This window comes from Rhodococcus qingshengii JCM 15477, assembly GCF_023221595.1.
Lineage (GTDB): Bacteria > Actinomycetota > Actinomycetes > Mycobacteriales > Mycobacteriaceae > Rhodococcus_F > Rhodococcus_F qingshengii.
In genome coordinates, this window is sequence record NZ_CP096563.1 from 2,194,981 (window position 1) to 2,218,568 (window position 23,588).

Genomic DNA, 23,588 nt, shown 5'->3' on the forward strand with positions numbered 1-23,588 from the left:
TGACTTGCGGTCAAGTGAATGTTAGTGTTCGCATACACTGCCGAGAGAAGTAGCGTCGATACGGCGCCTTCCCAAGACAGATCGGAGTTGGCCGTGGTCGCAGCACTCGCCGTCGAGTTGGACCGCTCGAGCCCGGTGCCGCTGTATTTTCAGCTGGCACAGGCAATCGAGGGCGCTATTCTCGGTGGCGAACTTGCCCCAGGTGATCGCTTCGAGAATGAACTGGCGTTGGCCAAACGGCTCAATCTCTCACGACCGACCACTCGACGCGCGATCCAGGAGCTGGTGGACAAGGGACTACTTGTTCGTAAGCGGGGAGTCGGAACTCAGGTGGTGCAAAGTCCGGTGCACCGCCCGGTCGAGCTCACCAGCCTGTTCGACGACCTTGCGAGGGCCGGCCAGGCGCCGACGACCAAGCTGCTCGAGTTCACGGTGGGAGTTCCCGCCGAGGACGTTGCCGCGGAACTCAACCTCGAACCTGACGCCGAAGTGGCCACCATCAGGCGTCTGCGAAGCACCAACGGCGAACCGCTTGCCGTGATGACCAATTACATTCCGGTGGACATCGCACCCGATCCCGAGGAGTTGGAGACGCAGGGGCTGTACCAAACCTTGCGAACTCGCGGCGTTCACATCCGTGTGGCGCGGCAGCGAATCGGCGCTCGGGCGGCGACTCGCGAAGAAGCAGGATTGCTCGACGAGAAAGTGGGTGCTGCCCTCTTGACCATGAGCCGCACTGCATTTGACGATTCAGGTAGCGCCGTCGAGTACGGCAGCCACTGCTACCGAGCGTCGCGTTACTACTTCGACACCACCGTGGTCGACCGCTAGATCTCGATCCCGGTGACACGAGTACCCGCCTGACCGAGTCAGTGGGGGTGATTTGTGATCCCAGCATTTCTGCGATCCTTCGATCATTTGACCCGAACGGAGCCTCATGACAGGCATTTCAGTAGCAGTTGCCGGATTCGGATGGATGGGCCGCGTCCACACGCAGGCGTATCTGCGTCTGCGGCAGCACTATCCGCAGCTTCCCGTGATCCGCCTGGCCGCCGTCGCCGACGAGGTGCCTGGCAGAGGGGAGGAAGCAGCGGACCAGTTCGGTTTCGAAGCTTTCACCCAGGATTGGCGCGATATCGCAGCCGATCCGGCCATCGACGCGGTGAGCATCACGGCCCCGAACTTCTTGCACCGTGAAATCGGCGTCGCAATGGCAGAGGCCGGCAAACACATCTGGATCGAGAAGCCCGTCGGCTTGTCCACGGAAGACGCCAAAGCTGTTGCCGTAGCAGTCTCGAAGGCCGGTGTGCAGTCGACCGTCGGCTTCAACTACCGAAACGCGCCGGCTGTGGCCCTGGCAAAGAGCCTGATCGACTCAGGGGAGTTGGGCACGATCACGCACTCGCGTTTTCGTTTCCTCAGCGACTATGCGGCCCACCCTGAAGGTGCTTTGAGTTGGCGATACGAGCGTGAGCGCGGCGGCGCCGGCGTCCTGGGCGACTTGGCTTCGCACGGCATCGATCTGATTCGTCATCTTCTCGGTGACGTCGACGCTCTCGTTGCGGATACTGCGATCTTCATCCCGGAGCGTGCGCGTCCGTCCGCCGCTACCAGTGGACATGCGCGGGCCAGCGGTGGGGAGATGGGGGCTGTCGAGAACGAAGACTTCGTCAGCGCACTGCTGCGCCTCGGGTCGGGTGGCCGGTGCACCCTCGAAGCATGCCGCGTCGCCGTGGGAGAGCAGAACAATTACGGATTCGAGATTCACGGCACGAAAGGTGCCGTGTTCTGGGACTACCGCCGGATGGGTGAACTGGGCACCAGCCTCGGCTCGAAGTACCAGGACCAATCCGTCACGACGGTTCTGGTCGGCCCCGAGTCCGGTGAGTTCGGCCGCTTCCAGCCTGGCGCGGCCAACGCGATGGGCTACGACGACCTGAAAGTGATCGAGGCCCGCAATTTCATCGCCTCGATCGTGGACGGAGCGCCGCAGGGCGCGACCATCGCTGATGCAGTCGCGTCCGCACAGGCTCTGGACGCGATGGTCGCCTCGGTGACCTCCGGCAGCTGGATTTCTCTCGGCTGATCGACAGCTCCTCCGAAAGGCTCTGGTGCAGTGACATTTCCCCGCGGACTGGCGCTGCTCGTGGCAGCAGCGCTGTTCATGGAGATGCTGGACGCGACGATTCTCGCAACGGCACTGCCGTCGATCGCCCAATCTTTCGGAGTTGATGCCGTCGACGTCAATGTCGCCGTTTCTTCGTACCTCCTGGTGTTGGCCGTCCTGATCCCGGCGAGCGGATGGATGGCCGACAGATTCGGAACGCGACGTGTCTTCATCTCTGCCATAGCCGTTTTCACGGTGGCGTCGGTGGGATGTGCACTGAGCACCTCCCTCCCGATGCTGGTGGGAATGCGTGCTTTACAAGGGGTAGGCGGCGCCATGATGGTGCCGGTGGGGCGGCTCGCAGTATTGCGGGTGACGTCGAAGGCGGAACTCGTACGGGCTATCGCCTACTTGACGTGGCCGGCGCTCACAGCGCCGGTTCTTGCGCCCGCTGTGGGTGGAGCCATCGTGTCGATCGCTTCGTGGCGCTGGATCTTTCTGATCAACGTTCCGATCGGGATCGTCGGGTTTCTGCTGGCATTGCGCATGGTGCCCGACATTCGGGAGGCGCAGAAACGGAGCCTCGACTGGCTGGGATTGGTGGTGATCGGAGCAGGCGTCGCAGTGCTTGTCGTGGCGCTCGACAACGTGCACAGTGCCGGAACCGACTGGCTACGAGTGGGCCTCGGGATCGTTGCGGCTCTGATCTTGTTGAGCTTGGCCGTCATTCACCTCGTCCGGTCGGATCATCCGCTCATCGCGCTCGGCGTCCTCCGACTTCGATCGTTTCGGCTCGTCGCGTCGAGCGGCTCGCTGTACCGGCTCGTGATCATGGGCGTGCCGTTTGTGCTGCCGTTGTTGTTCCAAGTGGGATTCGAAATGTCGGCGTTCAAGGCCGGTCTGCTGGTGATGGCCCTGTTCGCGGGGAATATCGCGATCAAACCGCTCACCACTCCGCTCATGCGCAGATTCGGGATCAGACTAGTTCTGGTGGGAAACGGAGTTCTGTCGGTGGTGTGCTTCGGTGCGCTGGTACTGATCTCGTCGACGACACCGGACGTCGTAATCGCTGTCGCACTGTTTGTCAGTGGCGCGTTGCGATCCATCGGGTTCACCGCGTACAACAGCTTGGCGTTCGCCGACGTCGACTCGGGTGAGCTGACCGATGCCAATACTCTGCATGCAACGCTGCAAGAGTTGGCGTCCGGTCTGGGTATTGCACTGTCCGCTTTGGTGATCACGCTCTGTACACCGTTGGCGGAGTCGGAGGATCTGAGCGGCGGAGTGCCGTTTTCTCTGACGCTGGGTGTTCTCGGGGCCATGCTGGTGCCGACGGTGATCGAGAGTTGGCGGCTCCCACGCGATACGGGTGCTGTGGTGTTGGTGCGCTGATGAAGCGTCTTCCGCCACCTTCATCATAACGCGGGACCCGGGGCTTGCGGCAAGGCCCCGGTGATGGTGCACACTCGTCTGCTGCGAGCAAGCAAAAGCCTTGCCCGAAGGAGGGGATCGCATGAGTGACGTCATCATTGTCGGTGCTGGACCAACTGGATTGATGCTGGCAGGTGAGCTCCGGCTGCAGGGCGTCGATGTCGTCGTCGTGGACAAGGACGAGGAGCCGACTCAGTTCGTCCGTGCCCTCGGCATCCATGTGCGCAGCATCGAAATCATGGAGCAGCGCGGGTTGCTGGACAAGTTCCTCGCGCACGGCCGCAAGTATCCGCTCGGTGGATTCTTCGCGGGGATCAGCAAACCGGCACCGGCGCACCTCGATACTGCGCACGGGTACGTACTGGGCATTCCTCAGCCCGAGATCGACAGGATTCTTGCCGAACATGCCACCGAAGTCGGTGCGGACATTCAGCGAGGGAAGCGCGTCGTCGCGATCCGTCAAGATACCGATAGCGTCACAGCGGAATTGTCCGACGGCACAACACTTCACGCGCGTTATCTCGTGGGCTGCGACGGCGGCCGCAGCACTGTTCGGAAGCTGATCGACGTCGGGTTTCCCGGCGAGCCGTCGAGCGCCGACACGTTGATCGGCGAAATGGACGTGACCATGCCGGCTGGTGAACTGGCCGCCGTTGTCGCCGAAATCCGGGAAACGCACAAACGATTCGGAGTTGGTCCCACCGGCAATGGTGCTTTTCGCGTCGTGGTACCTGCGGCCGAAGTTGCCGACGGTCGCGCGGTTCCCACCACCCTCGACGACATCAAGCAACAGCTACTGGCCATTGCGGGCACCGACTTCGGTGTGCACTCACCGCGGTGGCTCTCGCGCTTCGGTGACGCCACCCGTCTGGCGGAGCACTACCGGCGCGACCGGGTGTTCCTCGCCGGCGATGCCGCACACATCCACCCACCGATGGGCGGACAAGGCCTCAATCTCGGTGTCCAAGATGCCTTCAACCTCGGCTGGAAGCTCGCCGCCGAGTTCAACGGCTGGGCACCGGACGGCCTGCTCGACACGTACGAATCGGAACGGCGTCCGGTGGCTGCCGACGTTCTCGACAACACGCGCGCGCAGGCGGAGCTGATCTCCACCGCTGCCGGTCCACAAGCCTTGCGGCGCTTGATCTCCGAGCTGATGGAATTCGAAGACGTCAAGCGCTATCTGACCGAGAAGATCACTGCGATCTCGATTCGCTACGACTTCGGCGAAGGTGACGACCTACTCGGTCGGCGGCTGCGGAACATCGCGTTGACGCGCGGCAACCTGTACGACCTGATGCGATCCGGCCGCGGACTTCTTCTCGACCAGGGTGGCCAACTGTCCGTCGATGGTTGGAGCGATCGCGCCGACCACATCGTTGACACAAGCACTGAATTGAACGCTCCGGCTGTCCTGCTTCGGCCGGACGGTCATGTGGCATGGGTCGGGGATTCGCAGGCGGAGTTGGATACTCAGCTGTCCACGTGGTTCGGCCGGCCGGCCGGCGACGGGCCCCGTGTGACTCTTCGGATTCGGCAACCGAGCACCGTGGCGACTCGGACGCACTACCGTTGACGACTATGAGGCGAAGGTCAGCACAGGTTGCGGCTGCGGCAGCGGGCTCTGTGGGAGCGCTGATGCTGACAAGCTGCACGACCAATGTCGATGTACCGAAAACCTTTGCCGCCACGATAACGGTGACCGGTCAGGCAGAGCAGGCCGAGACGGTCTCTGGAGAGTGCGTGATCGACATGATTCGTGTTGCTCCGAACGACCAGATTCAGATTTTCGGGGGCAGCGGCGCTGCATCCACAAGGTCGGCACTCGAGGTCGAGGCAATCGATCAACTTCCCGACGGAATGAGCACCTGCTCCTACTCCGCACATTTTGATGCCGTCCCCGCAAACCAGAGAAACTATGAGGTGAGCTTGGGCCACTTCTCTCCGGAGTCCTTCAGCTCAGATGAGTTGGAGAACGGTGTCACCTATCAACTTCGCCGGCCCTGACTGAACCAGTTCTCCCTCGCGTTGTATCCGGTCCGACTTTCACTGAGCTCGCTTGGTGGTCCCGTCGCCTCCGCGCTGTCGAGCCTTACCGGGGTTGATGTGGAGCCGAACACCCTCGTAGGCGACTGTGTACGGCACATCGTCGTCGTTGTCCGGGTCGCCGGAGTCCGCAGGATCCGGAAGTTCCGCGATCTGTTCGACGACAGTCTGTGCTCGCGCCGCACCGGGATCGAACATCTCCTGAAACGGCCCGACGAACGACCCGCCCAAGCCCGCGGCGCCTTGCCCGAACAGCCGCCCACCCGAACACCGCCAACGGGCCGATCATGGCGAACAGCACTAACAAGTCCCACCCCATGCCACGAGCGTACCGACTGACCGGCATTGGGCGGTCCAAGTCTCGTCAGCGCTGTCGTCCCTCAGGCCATTCGTCTCTCGGACTGTGCCTTCAGCAACTCGGCCAGAAGGTCAGGCGAGATCCGCTCGCGAACCGCCTCCATCACTAGTTCGGCCTGCGTCTGAGGCGCGAGGCCGTCGATCGGTTGGTCTCGGTCCAGATTGGTCGGGAAGGCGTAGCCCTCGGCCGAGGCGGCGACGGCACAGCGAACGGACTCGTCGGAACCTGCTTCGCTGAGGGCGAGCAGTGCCGGATAGATCGCGTTGACGAGCGCGTCCCGGTCAATGGTTCCGAGGGCGCGACCGAAGGCTGACGACACCTGAAGAAGATTTGCCATGCGCAGGACGTCGGCGGATTTGTTGTGGCCGGCGGCGTGGAACAGTGCAGGGTTGAAGAAGACGGCATCTCCCTTCTCCAAAGGTAATTGGACGTAATTGGCCTCGAAGAACTCCTTGAACTCGGGACGCTCGAACGCGAGGTATCCGGATTCGAATTGTTGGGAGTACGGCAGATATTTCGTCGGGCCCGTCTCGACCGGCATGTCCACATGGGCGACTGCACCTTGCAAGGTGAGGGCAGGGGTCAAGCGATGAACGTGCGCTCGGAACTTCGCAGCGACGTCGCTCGACATGAAACCGAGGTGGTAGTCGCGATGTGGATTCTGTGCGGCGCCACCGGGATTGACGACGTTGACGTCCGACGTCACCTGATACATGGGGCCGAGCCAGGCTTCCGAAGCTAATGCGACAATGCTGTTTGCGTAGTAGTCGACGTAAGCCTTGGGATCTTCGAGCGCCAACTTCAGTTGTGCTCCCCAGATCCGGTCATTGGCTCCGGGTTTGGCGAAGTGATCCCCGGACGTCGCGCCGGATTCGTGTTGGCGCGCAATGAGTTCACGGAAGACCGCACTGGCGCGATCCAATACCTCCGCGTCGAACGCGCCTTGGAAGACCGTGATGCCTGGACCGGTGAGTAACGCGCGGGCGATCTCGTCCTGAATCTCCGCCCGGATTTTAGGATTCGACAATTTGTCGACCAGAGCATCCGAGCGGTAGAGAAGAACGCCGTCGGCCACCGAATGGGCGTACGGGTAATCGACGGGGTCTGTCTCGTGTGCGACCAGAGCGGCGAAGTCTTCGATGTTGCAATCTTCTCGGTGCAACCTACCCGCGAACGGCACGGTGTGGTCGGTCAGTGCTGGAGTCATTCGGGGGCCTTCCTGCGGAGTTCACGATGTGCTGTGACTCAAAGACTGCCAAGGAAAAGCCATCGAAACTACCCCTGAAATCCATCAAAAAGACCTCAGGAGGCGCTCCCCGTGGACTCGACCGGTGACGGAAAATCTGCGCGCTACGACGGGATCACGTTCCTGGGTGAGAGTTAGAGAGTGAAGGCGTTCCGGAAAGCAGTGAGTGCGGTGTCACTGTCTCCGGATGCCCAGCCCTCCAATCCGATCGTGCCGGTGTAACCCTGCTCGGCGAGAACGCGTGCGATGGCTGGGTAGTTGATCTCGCCGGTTCCGGGTTCGCATCGGCCGGGTACGTCGGCCACCTGAATCTCCCCGATGTTGTCACCACAACGCCGCACGAGTTCGATGAGGTTTCCTTCGCCGATCTGTGCGTGGTAGAGGTCGAGCATCATCTTGAGATTGGGGTGTGAGACGGATTCCACCAGTGCCAGAGTGTCTTTGGCTCGGGCCATCGGTACGCCAGGGTGATCGACGATCGTATTGAGATTCTCGAGGCAGAAGACGACTCCGGCGTCTTCACCCAGTCGCGCGATCTTCTCGAGAGCGCGTTGGGCCGTCAGCCACATCGCTCCCGTAGTTCGATACTGCGGGCGCGCGGCCTGTCCGTCGATCAGCTCGCCGGTATGGAAGTTCAGCCGAGGAACGCCGAGTTTCGCTGCCGGCGTGAGGCATAGCGCCGCTGTACGTACGAGTTCGGCGCTGCCCGCTTCGTCGAACAAATCGCCGTGAAGATAGCCGGTCATCGAGGAGAACCGAGCCCCGGTGGCGACCAGGGCATCGAGGTCCTTGTCTTGCCAACTCCAGATCTCGGCTGCGAACCCCGCCTCCGAGATCCGCCGAATGCGTTCGACGACAGGGAGTTCGGTGAACGTCATCTCGGCAGAGACCGCCAAATCGAAGGGGCTCACTGCGGCACCGACAGCAGCGATACGGGCAGTCCGGTTTCCACGGATTCTTTTGCAGCCAGTGCGATTTCCAGGGCGTTGCGAGCATCGAGACCGTCGACCGACGGCGCGCTGCCGGAGCGGATGCAGTCTGCGAAGTGCGCCAGCTGGGCAACATAGGCGTCGTGAAACAGTTCGATGTTCACCCGAGGTGTGTCGGCCCGAACGCCCGGTGAGCTGTAATGACGCATCGCGGTCCGCGTGACCTCGCCTGCACTCACCATTCCACCGGAACCGAAAACCTCGCCGCGAACGTCGTAACCGTAGGTGGCCTGGAAGTTGGCCTCGGCCGACGCGAAGGCGCCGTTGTCGAACCGCAACTGAACCATCGACGTATCGAGGTACCCCTGCTCCTTGTACTGCGGATGGACGAGAGCATCGGCCTGCGCGAACACCTCGACGACGCGTGCCCCCGGGTTGAGCCAGAGCAGGGCGTCGAAGTCGTGAATCAGTGTCTCGTTGAAGATGGTCCACGGCTTGACTCGAGAGGCGACGTCGGCGGTGATTCCCGGATCGCGAGTCAGAGAGCGAAGTAGCTGCGGTGTCCCGATCCCACCGGAGGTGATCACGTCGTGTGCCGCGGCGAAGTCGGCGGCGAAGCGCCGGTTGAAACCGACCTGCAGCGCAACATTGTTCGCGGCGCATGCGCCGATTGCGCGATCGGCGTCCTCGAGCGTCAATGCCATCGGCTTTTCGCAGAAGACATGCTTGCCTGCCTCCGCTGCTGCTACCACGAGATCGGTGTGAGTTGATGCGGGCGTACTGATGAGCACCGCTTCGACGGTCGGATCGGCAATCAGCTCAAGGGCGTCGGTGTACGCGCGGGCGTCGGGACTGACACGTTCGATCAACGACGCCGCAGCGCCGGGCGCAGGATCGGCGACGGCGACGAGACGGGTGCCGGGGATACGCAGCGCGACGGACTCGCCGTGGAAACGGCCGATCCATCCAGCGCCGATCAGACCGACTGCAACAGAGGCAGACATGGGGGCTCCGTTCGGAGTGAGGATGAGGAACTAGATCGTTCTAGTCCATGCCAGTAAAGCGCTGGTTGCCTCGTGCGTCAACGTTTCGGCGTGTATTCGCTGGAACGATCTAGTCTGTGGAGGTGAACAGTCGACGCCCCACCTTGCAAGACGTAGCAGACCTGGCCGGTGTGTCACGCGCACTGGTGTCCATCGTCATTCGCGATGTCCCGGGTGCCAGCGATGCGACGCGGGTACGGGTCAAGGCGGCCGCGGACGAACTCGGCTATCGACCCGACAACGCGGCGCGACTGCTGCGCCAGCATCGCAGCCGCCTGATCGGTGTCAGTTATGTTGCCGCGCAAACCTTTCACGCGGAGCTGCTCGACGAGATCTACGACGCAGCCGAACGCTTGCGCTACGACGTCGTTCTCAGTGCCGTCTCGGACCGCAGGCCCGGCTCGCGCGCCGTGTGCACCCTGCTCGACGACCGATGCGAGGCGATCTTGCTGTTGGGTTCGCAGGCGCCGGAATCGGAGATCGTCGACCTGGCGGCCAAGGTTCCCGTCGTCGTGCTCGCCCGGAAGATGCCCTCAGTACATGTGGACGTTGTCCGCACGGACGACGAGGCGGGCGCCGTGATGGCCGTGAATCATCTCGTCGGACTCGGGCACCGCTCGATTGTCCATGTCGACGGCGGACGCGGTCCGGGCGCCCAGGAGAGGCGTCAGGGCTACCGGAAGGCCATGCGGGCGGCCGGACTGGAATCGCGGATACTTCCCGGCGGCCTCACGGAGGAGTTCGGCGCGGACGCCGCGCGGTCGATGGTCGAACAAGGGATTCCCGGTGCGGTCTTCGCTTTCAACGATCGTTGCGCGCTAGGAGTCCTGGACGTCTTCTTGCGTGCGGGAGTCTCGGTGCCCGGCGACGTCTCCGTGATCGGATTCGACAACAGTGCATTGGCAGGTTTGGCGCACATCGATCTGACCAGTGTCGGGCAGGACACGGCGTTTCTGGGTGGCGCCGCGGTGGAGCGAATCTCCGAACGTCTCGACGCCGGAAGTGGACTCTTGGGCAGGGACATAGTCGCGCAACCACAACTTGTAGTTCGAGGTTCAACTGGACTCGTAGGGCGTTGACCTGGCGTTTCGACCTAAACTAGGTTGTCCGGTCTTTGATAAGCAGTCCTAATGTCAGAACAAACTATTGACATTCGACTGTGACGGGTATTACATCTTTCACATACAACCGAGCACCATCCGTTCGCGGGCCGTTGGTTGATGTCGAGAGGGAGTTCACATGTCGTTTCTCACGGGACGCAAGAGCGTTGCCGTACTGGCCGGAGCCTCAGTCGTGGTCTTGGGTCTGGCCGCCTGTTCCAGCACCGGCGGTAAGCCGGATTCTTCCGGATCCGGAATGGGCGCGGGTACGGCGGACACGCCCCGCGCCACCATTGCGATGATCACCCATGAAGTTCCCGGTGACACGTTCTGGGATCTGGTGCGCAAGGGCGCCGAAACCGCAGCGGCCAAGGACAACATCGAACTTCGGTACTCCGCCGATCCCGAGGCACCGAACCAGGCCAACTTGGTTCAGAGTGCGATCGACAGCAAGGTCGACGGGATCGCCGTCACGCTCGCGAAGCCCGACGCCATGGTTGCAGCGGTCCAAAGTGCCACCGCCGCGGGCATTCCGGTGGTCGCCCTCAACTCGGGCCTCGAAACCTGGAAGGACATGGGCGTCAAGGAGTACTTCGGTCAGGACGAGTCGATTGCCGGTGAAGCTGCCGGCGAGCGACTCAACACCGAAGGTGCCACCAAGGTGCTGTGCGTGATTCAGGAGCAGGGCAACGTGAGCCTCGAATCACGGTGCGCCGGTGTGAAGAAGTCGTTCAAGGGAACGACGGAGATTCTCAACGTCAACGGCAAGGACATGCCGTCGGTGGAGTCGACCATCACCGCGAAACTTCAACAGGACCCGGCAATCGATCGAGTTCTCGCGCTCGGTGCGCCGTTCGCATTGACGTCCGTGACGTCGGTCGGCAATGCGGGCAGCAAGGCGAAGGTCGTCACCTTCGACACCAACGCGGCGCTCGTCGACGCTATCAAATCCGGTGACGTGCAGTGGGCAGTGGACCAGCAACCCTTCCTGCAGGGCTACCTCGCCATCGATTCGCTGTGGCTTTACCTCAACAACGGCAACGTGATCGGTGGTGGCTTGCCCACCCTGACCGGACCCGCGTTCATCGACAACACCAACATCGACTCGGTCGCCGAGTACGCCAAGAACGGAACTCGCTGATCCGGGCGCACGGAGGGCTGAGAGTCCGCCCTCCGTGCGCCTGTCCAGCACGGAAGGGAAATCATGTCCACTCAGGCAGATCTCGACCTTGCCGCCCATAAAGTCGTGACCGATGAACGGGTGAAGGAGCAAAAGCGCATTCAGCGTCTGCTGCTCCGCCCGGAGATGGGTTCACTTGTCGGCGCCATCGCCATCTTCATCTTCTTCTGTATCGTCGCGGCACCGTTCCGTACGCCGGAAGCGCTTGCGACAGTGCTCTACTCCAGCTCCACGATCGGCATCATGGCTTGCGCGGTCGCCCTGCTCATGATCGGCGGCGAGTTCGACCTCTCCGCCGGCGTCGCAGTCACCACGTCCTCGCTCGCCGCGTCGATGATCGCCTACAACCTGCACCTCAACCTGTGGGTGGGCGCGATTCTGGCGCTGGTCGTCTCGCTCGCCGTCGGATTCTTCAACGGCTACCTCGTCATGAAGACGAAGATTCCCAGCTTCCTCATCACCTTGAGTTCTTTCCTGATGTTGACCGGTATCAACCTGGCCGTCACCAAGCTCGTGAGTGGTCAGGTGGCCACACCCAGCGTCTCCGACATGGCTGGATTCGATTCCGCCAAAAAGGTATTCGCGTCGTCGTTCTCGGTCTTCGGGGTGTCCGTCAAGATCACGGTCGTGTGGTGGCTGCTGTTCACCGCGATTGCAACATTTGTTTTGTTCAAGACCAAGATCGGCAACTGGATCTTCGCGGTCGGCGGCAATCAGGACAGTGCCCGCGCGATCGGTGTGCCGGTGACCGCAGTCAAGATCGGTTTGTTCATGACCGTCGGCTTTGCTGCCTGGTTCGTGGGCATGCATCTGCTGTTCTCGTTCAACACCGTTCAGTCCGGTCAGGGTGTCGGTAACGAGTTCCTGTACATCATCGCCGCAGTCATCGGCGGTTGCCTGCTCACCGGTGGTTACGGAACCGCGATCGGCGCTGCGATCGGTGCATTCATCTTCGGTATGACCAACCAGGGCATCGTCTACGCAGGCTGGAACCCGGACTGGTTCAAGTTCTTCCTCGGCGCCATGCTGCTCTTCGCGGTCATCGCCAACAACGCATTCCGCAACTACGCTGCGAAAAGGTGACACATGAGTACCACAGCTGAAGTTCCCGCTCTCTCGAACTCGGGCGGCAACGTGCCACTGATCGAGCTCAAGGACGTCGGTAAGCAATACGGAAACATCATCGCGCTCAAGGGAATCAACCTGCGCGTCGGTGCGGGTGAAGTAACAGGCGTGCTCGGTGACAACGGCGCAGGCAAGTCCACGCTGATCAAGATCATCGCCGGTCTGCACCAACAGAGCGAAGGTGAACTACTCGTCGACGGTGAACCGACAACGTTCCACTCGCCGAAAGAAGCTCTCGGCAAAGGCATCGCGACGGTCTATCAGGACCTCGCCGTCGTTGCGTTGATGCCGGTGTGGCGCAACTTCTTCCTCGGGCAGGAACTGCGCAAGGGCGGTCTGATCAAGTCGCTCGACGCCAACGCCATGCGCGCGACGACTCTTTCGGAACTGTCGAAGATGGGCATCGAACTACCTGACGTCGACGCACCGATCGGTAGTCTCTCGGGCGGTCAGCGTCAGTGTGTTGCCATCGCCCGCGCCATCTTCTTCGGCGCGCGCGTGCTGATTCTCGACGAGCCGACAGCAGCGCTCGGCGTCAAACAGTCGGGAATGGTGTTGCGCTACATCACCGCTGCCAAGGAACAGGGATTCGGCGTCATCTTCATCACGCACAATCCGCACCACGCGTACATGGTCGGCGATCACTTCGTGCTCCTCAACCGAGGCAGGCAGAAGCTCGACGCCAAGTACGACGACATCTCACTCGAAGAACTGACCAAGGAGATGGCGGGCGGTGACGAGCTCGAGACGCTGACCCACGAGCTTCGCCGCTAGATCAAAACCTCGCGACTACAGCCTCGGTTCGAATCGAACCGAGGCTGTAGTCGTTTCGTCACAGGATGGTCGTCGGCCGAACCCCGAGACCGGAATGCATGTACGCCTCGTCGATCATCGTCATGTTGGCTACCGCGTCGCCCGGCCCGATCGGCAGCGCCGAGACCCCGGACAGATGATCGGCGAACGCTTCGAGTTGATAGGTGTACGACGACTTCGTGCCCAGATGCTCGACGCTCGTGCGCCCACCGGCCGTGACGGAGACACGGTCGTCGATGTCCGGCTGCAGGAAGTTGTGCACCAGGACGTCTCCTTCAGTGCCGAATACTCGGAAGGTGAAGTGATACCGCTCGTCCAACATCGTGGTCACCACGGATGCCGTGGCGCCGCTGGGGTATTCGAGTTCGATGTCGAACCACGAATCGACCCCCGGAGCGTATTCCTCGTGGCGGGTCCCGGTCACCACTGGCGCACCGCCACAGACGTCACTCAGCGTCCGGGAAGCATGTAACCCGTAGCAGCCCAGGTCCATCAGTGACCCGCCTGCCAATGCGAGCTCCCACCGCGGGTCGTTCTCGGATGGTGTGGGCATCCGCAGTACGGTTTCCACCCGAGTGACCGCGCCGACTGTGCCGCTCCGAACCACATCCAGCAGGCGCCGGTTCACCGGATGAAAGAGGTAGTGGAACCCCTCGAGCAGCGTCACTCCGCTCACGCGCGCTGCCTCGGCTACAGCACGCGCTTCCACCGCGTTGCTCGAAAACGGTTTCTCAGTCAGCACGTGCTTGCCGGCCCGAACGGCGGCGAGATTCCACGGACCGTGCAGGCTGTTGGGCAGCGCGTTGTAGACGACGTCCACCTCCGGATCCGAGATCAGCTCGGCGTACGAACCGACCACCCGTTCGATCCCATGCTGGGCCGCATAGGCTCTGGCCCGCTCGGGGTCGCGTGCGGCAACGGCCACCAGGCGGTGCCCGGTGGCCGTTGCAGGTTTGATCATCGCGTTCTCGGCGATGCGTGAGGCTCCCAGAATGCCTATCCGCAGCGGGGTAGGTGTCACAGAACCGACCGCAGATACTCGACGCTCGCTCGCACATCGCGCACCGGTCCCTCGTCCGACGGCGCTTCGGCCAGAATGGTGTCCTGCTCGAGCACGTACCACCCGTCGAAACCGTGGCGCTGCAATATGGCTGTGACACCGGCGATGTCGACGTCGCCGCCACCGAGTGGACGGTACATTCCCGCCTTCACGCCGTCGGTGTAGGTGAGCTCACCACTGCGAACGCGTGATGCGAGGGCATCGTCGACGTCCTTGAGATGCACGTGGGTGATGCGCTCGGGAGCCTGACGCGCCAGGTCGACCGGATCGGTGCCGCCGATCAACAGGTGGCCGGTGTCCAGGCACAGGGGGATGGCCGAGCCGTCGAGCACTCGCAGGACCTCGTCGCGCTGCTCGATCATCGTTCCGACGTGAGGGTGGACAACTGCCCTGATTCCGCGCTCGGCCGCGGCGTCGGTGAGGCGATCGAGATTGTGTAGCAGGGTTTTCCAACTCTGCTCGTCCAGTTCCGGACGTGAATCGTAGCCGTCGGAACCCGTCGCGGCGGCCAGGACCAAAACTTCGGCACCCGAGGCGACGAAACCATCGAGGATGGGGGAGATGCCGGGAACCGGATCATGATCGCGATCATGCAGCAGTACCGGTGCGAACCCGCCGACTGCGCTCAGATCGTGATCCGCGAGCACCTTGGCCATTTCGGCGGGTGCAGTCGGCAGAAAGCCCTCCGGTCCGATTTCCGTTGCCGCCAGACCGACTTCGCGCATTTCCCGGAGGACTTGCGCAGGGTCGAGCTGGTAGCCCCAGCCCGGGACTTCGCACACGCCCCAGGAGATCGGTGCGCCGGCGATGCGAGGAGTGCTCATGTGTGTGCCTCATTCTTGTCGTGAAGGAACAGATCTTTGACTTCGGTGATCGTGACGGGCCGACCCTCGCGCAGAGAGTGCGTTGCAGCTTCGGAGATCCAGGCCGACTCGACCGCATCTGCGGGCGTGCACGGTGATTCCCGACGCCCGGCGACAACGCCGAGGAATGCTTCGAGTTCCGCACGGTAGGCGGACGTGAAGCGGTCCATGAAGAACGTGTACGGCTCCTTCGAGGGGAACGATGTTTCGGGGTCGAGAGAGCGGAGTGGCAAGCGGTCGTCCAGCCCGGCAACGACGGAGTCCGCCGAGCCGAGTACCTCGAGTCGGCAGTCGTAGCCGCGGCCGTTGTAGCGGGTATTCGACACGACCGCGATGGTTCCGCCTTCGAAAGTGAGAACCGTTGCGGCGGTGTCGACGTCACCGGCATCGGCGATCCCGCGATCACCCTGATTCGAGCCGGTGGCAAAAACAGTGGTGACTTCGCGGCCGCTGATCCACCGTACGATGTCGAAGTCGTGGATCGAGCAGTCGCGGAAGATGCCGCCTGAGTGTTCGATGTACGAGATCGGCGGGGGAGCGGGGTCGAGGGTGGTCGATCGGAGAGTGTGGATCCAACCGAGTTCTCCAGATCGAACCGCGTCGTACGCCGCCACAAATGACGGGTCGAATCGGCGCTGAAATCCGATCTGGACTGGTACCGACGTCTGCTCGGCAGTCGCGAGTACACGAACGGAGGATTCGATGGAGTCGGCTACCGGCTTTTCGCAGAACGTCGGGATGTCCAGGCGAACAGCGGCTTCGATCAATTCGGCATGTGAACTCGACGGCGCGGCGATCAGAACGCCGTCGATGCCTGACGCTAGAAGCGCGTCGGGATCGGCAGCGGACTCCACGTCGAGTTCGCTTGCCACGTCCGAGGTTCGACGTGCGTCGACATCGGTGACAACCAGTGCGTCGACGCCGTTTAGCGTCAGTAGATTTCGGGCGTGGTAGCTGCCGATTCGTCCGAGGCCGACGACTCCGATGCGAGCGCCCATCAGTCCAGCCCTCCGAAGACGTTCTGGTCCCAGTCGATGATCGAACCCGTCACGACTCCGCTGCGATCGGAGAGCAGGAAGACGACGAAGTCGGCGATTTCGTCGACCTGTCCGAGCTTGCCCATGGGGAGGGTGCTGCCCGCGCGTTCCTGCCAGTCGTCACCAGCGTCGTGAAAAGCTCTCTGCGTGAGGTCTTCACCCTCGGTCTGTGTCCACCCGATGTCGAGACCGTTGATCCGGATACGATCCCAGCGATGCGCATGGGCGGCGTTGCGGGTCAGCCCCGCCAGCCCGGCCTTCGCTGCCACGTACGGCGCGAGATACGGCTGCCCGCCGAGTTCGGACGTGGAGATGATGTTGACGATGGACCCGGGGACCGCACGCTCGCGCATGTCTTTGACTGCTGCCTGCATCGTGAAGAACGGACCGCGAAGGTTCACCGCGATGTGCTGGTCGAAGAGTTCTTCGGTGGTGTCGAGCAGCGTTCCGCGTGAAGTGAGCCCGGCGGAATTGACCAGAGCATCCACGCGGCCGAAGTGAGAGATCGTCTCGGCCACGCTGTCGAGCGCGGAATCCGTTTGTGCCACATCGGCTTCGATGAAGTGAGTTCCCGGAAGTTCTGTCTCGAGAGCCTTTCCGACGTCCGGGCGTCGGCCGGTGAAAGCCACCTGAGCGCCCTCACGGACTGCGGCGCGTACGATTCCGGCGCCGACGCCTTGCGAGCCGCCACTGACCAGTAAGACGGTGTCGGCCAGGAGTGCGGGCCTGGTTACGCCCGGCGTAGAAGTCATGGGTTTAGTCTGGCTGTGACGAAGACCTCGAGCAACAGCAAAAAACCATCAAATATCCATCATCGTGAGGTAGTTGTGGCGCATCGATTCAAAGTACGGGAGATCGCTCAGCAGTCGGGCCTGAGTGAGGCCACCGTCGACCGGGTGCTCAACGACCGTCCTGGAGTTCGCGACGGCACACGATCGGAGGTTCGCCAGGCGATCACGGACCTGGAACGTCAACGCTCGCAACTGAAACTGGTCGGTCGCACATTCATCGTCGACGTCGTGTTGCAAACTCCTGCAAGGTTTTCCGACGCCGTCCGTGACGCGCTCGAGGCCGAACTGCCCACCCTTGCACCCGCTGTAGTTCGTTCCAGGTTTCACTTTCGTGAGACCGGTTCGGTAGAAGCGATGACGTCGACGCTCGACAAGATTCGCCGGCGTGGCTCCCACGGAGTCATCGTCAAGGCTCCCGACACTCCGGAAGTCGTGGCGGCGATCGACCGGTTGGTGGCGGCAAGGATTCCGGTCGTCACGTTGGTGACCGACGTTGCCGGCAGCAGGCGAGCCGCCTACATCGGCATCGACAACCGAGCCGCTGGAGCCACCGCCGCGTACTTGATAGATCAGTGGCTGGGGGATCGGGAAGGCAACGTGCTGGTCAGCATGAGCAGTGGGTTCTTCCGCGGGGAGGAAGAACGGGAGATGGGATTTCGCTCCGCTATGCGCGTCTCGGCTCCGCATCGCCGTTTGATCGACATTCCGAACAGTGACGGTCTGGATCAGACGAGTAGGAAATTGGTGCGAGCGGCACTCGAATCCGATCCGCAGATCCGTGCCGTGTATTCGATCGGTGGTGGCAACCTGGCCACTGTCGACGCGTTCGAAGAACTGAACCGGGAGTGCAGTGTCTTCATCGCTCACGATCTCGACGGTGACAATCGAAAGTTGCTGGGGGAGAGGCGAATATCAGCGGTGCTCCACCACGATCTGCGGGCGGATGTTCGCACTGCCTGTCAGGTGGTCATGAAAGAACACGGCGCCATGGGCGCTCACTTCGGCTTTACGACGTCACCGGTTCAAGTCGTGACACCGCTCAACATGCCCCCGACATAGCTGTGCGCGGTCAAGGAGTCCGGAGACTCCCTAACCGCGCACAGGGCCGAAGGCCTGACTATCGAGCGAAGAGCAGTGCTCGCTTGACTTCCTGAATAGCCTTTGTCACCTGGATGCCGCGGGGGCACGCGTCGGTGCAGTTGAACGTGGTGCGGCAACGCCACACGCCGTCCTTGTCGTTCAGGATGTCGAGACGCTCGGAAGCGGCCTCGTCACGGCTGTCGAAGATGAACCGGTGTGCGTTCACGATGGCAGCGGGACCGAAGTAGCTGCCGTCGCTCCAGTACACGGGGCACGACGTGGTGCAGCATGCGCAGAGGATGCACTTGGTGGTGTCGTCGAAACGAGCACGGTCGTGCTGGCTCTGGATGCGCTCACGAGTGGGCTCGTTGCCACTGGTGATGAGGAACGGCTTCACGGCGCGGAATGCGTCGAAGAAGGGCTCCATGTCGACAACCAGGTCCTTCTCGACGGGCAAGCCCTTGATGGGCTCGACCGTGATGGTGACCGGCTTGCCGTCCTTGGGCAGCATGTCCTTCATCAGCAGCTTGCAGGCCAGACGGTTCACACCGTTGATCCGCATGGCGTCCGATCCACAGACACCGTGTGCGCAGCTGCGACGGAACGTGAGGGTGCCGTCGAGGTAACCCTTTACGTACAGCAGCAGGTTGAGCAGACGGTCGGTGGGCAGTGCCGGGACCTGGAAACTGTCCCAGTGCTGGCCCTCGCCCGATTCGGGATTCATCCGCGCGATCTTGAGAGTGACCATGACGGCCCCCTCGGGGACAGCGGGGAGTTTGGGTGCATCTACAGCAGGCGCAGACATCAGTACTTACGCTCCATCGGCTCGTAGCGGGTCTGGATCACCGGCTTGTAGTCCAGACGGATGTCGGAGAGCAGGCCGTCACCCTCCTTGTACGCCATCGTGTGCTTCATGTACTCGGCGTCGTTGCGGTCCGGGAAGTCCTCGCGAGCGTGGCCGCCGCGCGATTCCTTGCGGTTGAGGGCGCCGACGACGGTGACCTCTGCCATTTCGAGGAGGAAGCCCAGCTCGATGGCCTCCAGCAGGTCGCTGTTGTAGCGCTTGCCCTTGTCCTGGACCGTGATGTGGTTGTAGCGCTCCTTGAGAGCACGCACATCCTTGAGAGCCTGGGTGAGGCGCTCTTCGGTGCGGAAGACGGAGGCGTTGTTGTCCATCGACTGCTGCAGCTCGGTGCGGATGTCCGCAACGCGCTCGTGGCCGTGATCGGACAGGATGACGCCGACCCAGTCTTCGACCATCGCGGCGGGGGTTTCCGGCATGTCGACGAACTCGGTGGAGTTCGCGTACTCGGCCGCAGCGATGCCGGCGCGACGGCCGAACACGTTGATGTCGAGGAGCGAGTTGGTACCGAGACGGTTTGCACCGTGTACGGAGACACAGGCGCATTCGCCGGCCGCGTACAGACCCTTGACGATCTCGTCGTTGTTGCGCAGCACCTCACCGTTGATCTTGGTGGGGATACCGCCCATGACGTAGTGGCACGTCGGGTAGACGGGCACGGGCTCCTTGACGGGGTCCACGCCGAGGTAGGTGCGCGAGAACTCCATGATGTCGGGGAGCTTTTCGTCGAGAACTTCCTCGGGGATGTGCGTCACGTCGATGTAGACGTAGTCCTTGTTCGGGCCGGCGCCGCGGCCTTCGAGAACCTCGAGGACCATCGAACGAGCCACGATGTCACGCGGAGCGAGGTCCTTGATGGTGGGTGCGTAACGCTCCATGAAGCGTTCACCGTCGGCATTACGGAGAATGCCACCTTCACCGCGGACGGCTTCCGAGATCAGGATGCCGAGACCGGCGAGTCCTGTCGGGTGGAACTGGTGGAACTCCATGTCCTCGAGGGGCAGGCCCTTGCGGAAGATGATGCCCATGCCGTCACCGGTGAGGGTGTGCGCGTTGGACGTCGTCTTGTACATGCGTCCCGAGCCGCCGGTCGCGAAGACGATCGACTTGGCGTGGAAGATGTGCAGCTCGCCGGTCGAGAGCTCGTAGCAGATGACACCGGTGGCAACCGGGCCGTCCTCGGTCTCGGTGATGGCGATGTCGAGCGCGTAGAACTCGTTGAAGAACTCGACGTCGTGCTTGACGCAGTTCTGGTAGAGCGTCTGCAGGATCATGTGACCGGTGCGGTCGGCGGCGTAACACGCACGGCGGACGGGTGCCTTGCCGTGGTCGCGTGTGTGGCCACCGAATCGACGCTGGTCGATCTTGCCTTCGGGCGTGCGGTTGAACGGCAGACCCATCTTCTCGAGGTCGAGCACCGCATCGATGGCCTCCTTGGCCATGATCTCGACGGCGTCCTGGTCGGCGAGGTAGTCGCCGCCCTTGACGGTGTCGAAGGTGTGCCACTCCCAGTTGTCTTCCTCCACGTTCGCCAGTGCGGCACACATGCCGCCCTGGGCCGCGCCGGTGTGGCTGCGGGTGGGGTAGAGCTTGGTCAGTACGGCCGTGCGGGCACGGGGGCCAGCTTCGATTGCCGCACGCATGCCTGCGCCACCGGCGCCGACGATGACCACGTCATAACGATGTTCCTGCATGAAGTCTGTGCTCCCCTAGCTCGCCGAGATATTGGGGTCGAAGGTGAAGATGACGTACGTGCCCAGGCCCATGATCAGGATCATCGAGAGAACGAGGATCGTGGTCAGCCAGAAGCGCGTGGAGTCCTTGCGGGAGTAGTCCGCGATGACCGTGCGCAGACCGTTACCGCCGTGCAGCTGTGCCAGCCACAACATCGTCAGATCCCAGAACTGCCAGAACGGGCTGGACCAGCGACCTGCGACGAACGCGAAGTTCAGACGGTGAACGCCACCGTCGAGCATCAGCATGATGAACATGTGGCCCAGGACCAGAACGATCAGGGCGACGCCGGAGAAGCGCATGAAGAGCCATGCGTACAACTCGAAATTGTTCCGAGCCTTCGCGCGCGGGGACCGCGGGTTGTCCAGGCTTGCGGGACGGTCGTATGAGGTGCCCAGGCTCTTGGCTTCGGGTCCGTGAGTAGTCGCCATGTCAGTGCTCCGCAAACATGTTGATGAGGATGCGTCCGGCGCCTGGGATCATCACCAGGAACCAGATCGTCAGAATGGTCCAGAGCATGACGCGCTGGTACTTCGGGCCCTTCGACCAGAAGTCCACCAACATCACGCGCACGCCGTTGAGGGCGTGGTAGAGGACTACGCCGACGAGGCCGATCTCCATGAGGCCGACGAGGGGGTTCTTGTACGTGTCGATGACGGCGTCGTACGTATCGGGATTGACCCGAACGAGTGCCGTATCGAGAACGTGTACGAATAGGAAGAAGAAAGTAGCGACGCCTGTGATCCGGTGTAGAACCCAGGACCACATTCCGGGGTCGCCCCGGTAAAGCGACCTCGTGCGCTCCTTCTGAGGAGCGGCTTCAGTCGTAGTACTCATCGAGTGCTGTGCCTCCAACGTCATTGGTGGACGCGTCGAGCCTGCAGAGAGCTTCGATGTACCTCAGCCCGGGCTCGACGGGATCCTGAACCGACTTGACTCAGACTCTAAACCTATGTGAAACCGGGAACTAATCAGATGCGGGATTCGTACGCGTACCAAACTCTTTGTAAGGTTTGCCTTTCCAATCTCGCCGAGACGGTTTCGGCGTGGTTTCTGCATCCATTCAGTCGGCGTGATTGGATAACGAACCATGGGTGACATCGACTGGAAGTTGTTGCGGCACAACGCGCAAGTGGTCATGCGGCACGCCTATGCGCCGTACTCGGGGTACGCGGTGGGTGCAGCGGCCCTGGTAGACGATGGTCGGATCGTCTCAGGATGCAATGTGGAAAATGTCTCATACGGTTTGAGCCTGTGTGCCGAATGTGGACTCGTCGGTAACTTGGCCGCCACCGGGGGTGGCCGGCTGCTTGCCTTCACGTGCTGCGACGCGAAGGGCTCGATTCTGATGCCGTGCGGCCGGTGCAGACAGCTTCTCCTCGAGCACGGCGGGGGTGAGATGCTTGTCGACACGAGCAGTGGGTTCAAGCCGCTGAGCGAGCTGTTGCCTGATGCTTTCGGGCCGGAACAAGCAGAGGGGCTCCGCCATGTTTGACGCAGTTTCCATCATCGGCGCCAAGCGTGACGGCCGCGAGCTGTCGGGAACCGAGATCGACTGGATAGTTCAGGCGTTCACACAGGGGATCGTCGGCGACGAGCAGATGTCGGCGCTCGCGATGGCGATCTACTTCCGCGGAATGTCGCGAGCAGAGACGGGTCGATGGACCGAGGCGATGATCGAATCCGGCGGGAGGATGGACTTTTCGGACTTGCCGCTGCCCATCGTCGACAAGCATTCGACCGGTGGAGTGGGGGACAAGATCACCCTTCCGCTCGCACCCCTCGTCGCTGCCTGTGGTCTTGCAGTCCCGCAGTTGTCGGGCCGCGGACTCGGCCACACCGGTGGAACTCTCGACAAGCTCGAGGCCATTCCAGGTTGGCGAGCCGAGCTCACGGCGACGGAGATGGTCGACATTCTCTCGGATCCGAAAATCGGCGCGGTGATCTGCGCTGCCGGAGCGAATCTGGCCCCCGCGGACAAGAAGCTCTACGCGCTGCGCGACGTGACCGGAACGGTGGAATCCATTCCGCTGATCGCAAGTTCGATCATGAGCAAGAAGATTGCCGAGGGAACCGGCGCCCTGGTGCTCGACGTCAAGGTCGGTTCCGGAGCGTTCATGAAGGACCTCGGCGACGCGCGAGAGTTGGCACGCACGATGGTCGAGCTTGGCAACGACGCCGGCGTGCGTACAAGCGCTCTCATCACCGGGATGGACACCCCGCTCGGATTGACGGCGGGCAACGCCCTCGAGGTACGTGAATCCGTCGAGGTGCTGGCAGGCGGCGGGCCGTCGGACGTCGTCGAGCTGACCCTGGTCCTGGCGCGGGAGATGCTGTCAGCGGCCGGGATCGACGGTATCGACCCCGCCGACAAACTGGCCGACGGCACAGCCATGGACCGGTGGCGCGCGATGATCGCCGCCCAAGGTGGGGACCCACACGCGACGCTGCCGGTGGCCCGGCACAGCGACGTCGTCACCGCGGACCGAGACGGCGTACTGACCCGACTCGACGCCATGGCGGTGGGCATCGCGGCCTGGAAACTGGGAGCCGGACGCGAACGGCAGGGCGAAGCCGTTCAGGCCGGTGCCGGCATCGAGATGCATGCAAAGCCTGGCGACGTGGTCCGTGCCGGGCAGACGCTGATGACATTGCACACCGACACTCCCGAGAGATTTGATGCAGCGCGACGAAGCCTCGGCGGTGGATGGTCGATCGGGACCGATTCCGACACCGTTTCGCGACCGTTGCTCATCGAGCGAATTGTGGGTGATTCGCGTTAG

Annotated in this window: 24 protein-coding genes; 12 read left to right on the forward strand and 12 right to left on the reverse strand. The window is 62.4% G+C overall.

What is annotated here, in order from left to right:
* Positions 1 to 93: 93 nt before the first annotated feature.
* The 5 genes from M0639_RS10030 (at position 94) to M0639_RS10050 (ending at position 5,545) form a co-directional block, all read left to right on the forward strand.
* A complete protein-coding gene (locus M0639_RS10030; protein ID WP_003941006.1) occupies positions 94 to 831 on the forward strand; it encodes a GntR family transcriptional regulator in 738 nt (245 codons plus the stop codon).
* A gap of 106 nt (positions 832 to 937) precedes the next feature.
* Positions 938 to 2,086: a Gfo/Idh/MocA family protein gene (locus tag M0639_RS10035; RefSeq protein WP_021332507.1), complete on the forward strand. Its 1,149-nt coding sequence runs from the start codon at positions 938 to 940 to the stop codon at positions 2,084 to 2,086.
* Positions 2,087 to 2,116: 30 nt separating this feature from the next.
* Positions 2,117 to 3,499 (forward strand): MFS transporter, encoded by a 1,383-nt coding sequence (locus M0639_RS10040; protein ID WP_081305327.1) that lies wholly within the window; start codon positions 2,117 to 2,119, stop codon positions 3,497 to 3,499.
* Between the two features lie 121 nt (positions 3,500 to 3,620).
* Positions 3,621 to 5,114 (forward strand): rifampin monooxygenase Iri, encoded by a 1,494-nt coding sequence (gene iri, locus M0639_RS10045; protein ID WP_064074921.1) that lies wholly within the window; start codon positions 3,621 to 3,623, stop codon positions 5,112 to 5,114.
* Between the two features lie 5 nt (positions 5,115 to 5,119).
* Positions 5,120 to 5,545, forward strand: a complete 426-nt coding sequence (locus tag M0639_RS10050; RefSeq protein WP_231915039.1) for a hypothetical protein — start codon at positions 5,120 to 5,122, stop codon at positions 5,543 to 5,545.
* Positions 5,546 to 5,584: 39 nt separating this feature from the next.
* Here the strand turns inward: M0639_RS10050 and M0639_RS10055 are convergent, their stop codons facing one another.
* The 4 genes from M0639_RS10055 to M0639_RS10070 form a co-directional block, all read right to left on the reverse strand.
* Positions 5,585 to 5,815 carry a hypothetical protein gene (locus M0639_RS10055; RefSeq protein WP_231915040.1) on the reverse strand — a complete coding sequence of 77 codons (231 nt, stop codon included), beginning with the start codon at positions 5,813 to 5,815 and terminating at the stop codon, positions 5,585 to 5,587.
* Between the two features lie 149 nt (positions 5,816 to 5,964).
* A complete protein-coding gene (locus M0639_RS10060; RefSeq protein ID WP_064074922.1) occupies positions 5,965 to 7,149 on the reverse strand; it encodes a phytanoyl-CoA dioxygenase family protein in 1,185 nt (394 codons plus the stop codon).
* A 173-nt stretch (positions 7,150 to 7,322) separates the two neighbouring features.
* Complete coding sequence (locus tag M0639_RS10065; RefSeq protein WP_080726629.1) at positions 7,323 to 8,099, reverse strand: TIM barrel protein; 777 nt, start codon at positions 8,097 to 8,099, stop codon at positions 7,323 to 7,325.
* Positions 8,096 to 9,121: a Gfo/Idh/MocA family oxidoreductase gene (locus tag M0639_RS10070; protein ID WP_007727343.1), complete on the reverse strand. Its 1,026-nt coding sequence runs from the start codon at positions 9,119 to 9,121 to the stop codon at positions 8,096 to 8,098. Before M0639_RS10070 ends, M0639_RS10065 begins: the two co-directional genes overlap by 4 nt.
* Positions 9,122 to 9,237: 116 nt before the next feature.
* Here M0639_RS10070 and M0639_RS10075 point away from each other — a divergent pair, with 116 nt between their 5' ends.
* The 4 genes from M0639_RS10075 (at position 9,238) to M0639_RS10090 (ending at position 13,339) form a co-directional block, all read left to right on the forward strand.
* Positions 9,238 to 10,239 carry a LacI family DNA-binding transcriptional regulator gene (locus tag M0639_RS10075; RefSeq protein ID WP_064074923.1) on the forward strand — a complete coding sequence of 334 codons (1,002 nt, stop codon included), beginning with the start codon at positions 9,238 to 9,240 and terminating at the stop codon, positions 10,237 to 10,239.
* A gap of 160 nt (positions 10,240 to 10,399) precedes the next feature.
* Entirely contained in the window at positions 10,400 to 11,401 is a 1,002-nt protein-coding gene (locus M0639_RS10080; protein WP_007727338.1) for a substrate-binding domain-containing protein, read from the forward strand.
* A 63-nt stretch (positions 11,402 to 11,464) separates the two neighbouring features.
* Entirely contained in the window at positions 11,465 to 12,523 is a 1,059-nt protein-coding gene (locus M0639_RS10085) for an ABC transporter permease (RefSeq protein ID WP_003940759.1), read from the forward strand.
* A 3-nt stretch (positions 12,524 to 12,526) separates the two neighbouring features.
* Positions 12,527 to 13,339, forward strand: a complete 813-nt coding sequence (locus tag M0639_RS10090; RefSeq protein ID WP_007727336.1) for an ATP-binding cassette domain-containing protein — start codon at positions 12,527 to 12,529, stop codon at positions 13,337 to 13,339.
* Between the two features lie 58 nt (positions 13,340 to 13,397).
* Here the strand turns inward: M0639_RS10090 and M0639_RS10095 are convergent, their stop codons facing one another.
* Genes M0639_RS10095 through M0639_RS10110 form a run of 4 tightly spaced genes read right to left on the reverse strand, consistent with a single transcriptional unit; the run spans position 13,398 to position 17,090 of the window.
* Positions 13,398 to 14,399: a Gfo/Idh/MocA family protein gene (locus tag M0639_RS10095; RefSeq protein WP_082893249.1), complete on the reverse strand. Its 1,002-nt coding sequence runs from the start codon at positions 14,397 to 14,399 to the stop codon at positions 13,398 to 13,400.
* Positions 14,396 to 15,262 carry a TIM barrel protein gene (locus M0639_RS10100; protein WP_064074924.1) on the reverse strand — a complete coding sequence of 289 codons (867 nt, stop codon included), beginning with the start codon at positions 15,260 to 15,262 and terminating at the stop codon, positions 14,396 to 14,398. The genes M0639_RS10095 and M0639_RS10100 overlap by 4 nt, the downstream gene beginning before the upstream one ends.
* Positions 15,259 to 16,299 (reverse strand): Gfo/Idh/MocA family protein, encoded by a 1,041-nt coding sequence (locus M0639_RS10105; protein WP_042449644.1) that lies wholly within the window; start codon positions 16,297 to 16,299, stop codon positions 15,259 to 15,261. Before M0639_RS10105 ends, M0639_RS10100 begins: the two co-directional genes overlap by 4 nt.
* Positions 16,299 to 17,090: an SDR family oxidoreductase gene (locus M0639_RS10110; protein ID WP_003940964.1), complete on the reverse strand. Its 792-nt coding sequence runs from the start codon at positions 17,088 to 17,090 to the stop codon at positions 16,299 to 16,301. The genes M0639_RS10105 and M0639_RS10110 overlap by 1 nt, the downstream gene beginning before the upstream one ends.
* Positions 17,091 to 17,165: 75 nt before the next feature.
* Here M0639_RS10110 and M0639_RS10115 point away from each other — a divergent pair, with 75 nt between their 5' ends.
* A complete protein-coding gene (locus tag M0639_RS10115; protein ID WP_037129077.1) occupies positions 17,166 to 18,188 on the forward strand; it encodes a LacI family DNA-binding transcriptional regulator in 1,023 nt (340 codons plus the stop codon).
* A gap of 58 nt (positions 18,189 to 18,246) precedes the next feature.
* Here M0639_RS10115 and M0639_RS10120 read toward each other — a convergent pair whose 3' ends face one another.
* The 4 genes from M0639_RS10120 to sdhC are packed head-to-tail and all read right to left on the reverse strand — an operon-like array spanning position 18,247 to position 21,642.
* Complete coding sequence (locus M0639_RS10120; RefSeq protein ID WP_003940925.1) at positions 18,247 to 19,014, reverse strand: succinate dehydrogenase iron-sulfur subunit; 768 nt, start codon at positions 19,012 to 19,014, stop codon at positions 18,247 to 18,249.
* Positions 19,014 to 20,765, reverse strand: a complete 1,752-nt coding sequence (gene sdhA, locus M0639_RS10125; RefSeq protein WP_003941011.1) for a succinate dehydrogenase flavoprotein subunit — start codon at positions 20,763 to 20,765, stop codon at positions 19,014 to 19,016. Before sdhA ends, M0639_RS10120 begins: the two co-directional genes overlap by 1 nt.
* Before the next feature lie 15 nt (positions 20,766 to 20,780).
* Complete coding sequence (locus M0639_RS10130) at positions 20,781 to 21,236, reverse strand: succinate dehydrogenase hydrophobic membrane anchor subunit (RefSeq protein ID WP_003940699.1); 456 nt, start codon at positions 21,234 to 21,236, stop codon at positions 20,781 to 20,783.
* Between the two features lies 1 nt (position 21,237).
* Positions 21,238 to 21,642, reverse strand: a complete 405-nt coding sequence (sdhC, locus tag M0639_RS10135; RefSeq protein ID WP_020969155.1) for a succinate dehydrogenase, cytochrome b556 subunit — start codon at positions 21,640 to 21,642, stop codon at positions 21,238 to 21,240.
* Positions 21,643 to 21,895: 253 nt separating this feature from the next.
* On the opposite strand from sdhC, the gene M0639_RS10140 reads away from it, so the two are divergent.
* Both M0639_RS10140 and M0639_RS10145 read left to right on the forward strand, forming a co-directional pair.
* On the forward strand, positions 21,896 to 22,300 hold the full coding sequence (locus M0639_RS10140) for a cytidine deaminase (RefSeq protein WP_042923516.1): 405 nt from the start codon (positions 21,896 to 21,898) through the stop codon (positions 22,298 to 22,300).
* A complete protein-coding gene (locus tag M0639_RS10145; protein WP_064074925.1) occupies positions 22,293 to 23,588 on the forward strand; it encodes a thymidine phosphorylase in 1,296 nt (431 codons plus the stop codon). The genes M0639_RS10140 and M0639_RS10145 overlap by 8 nt, the downstream gene beginning before the upstream one ends.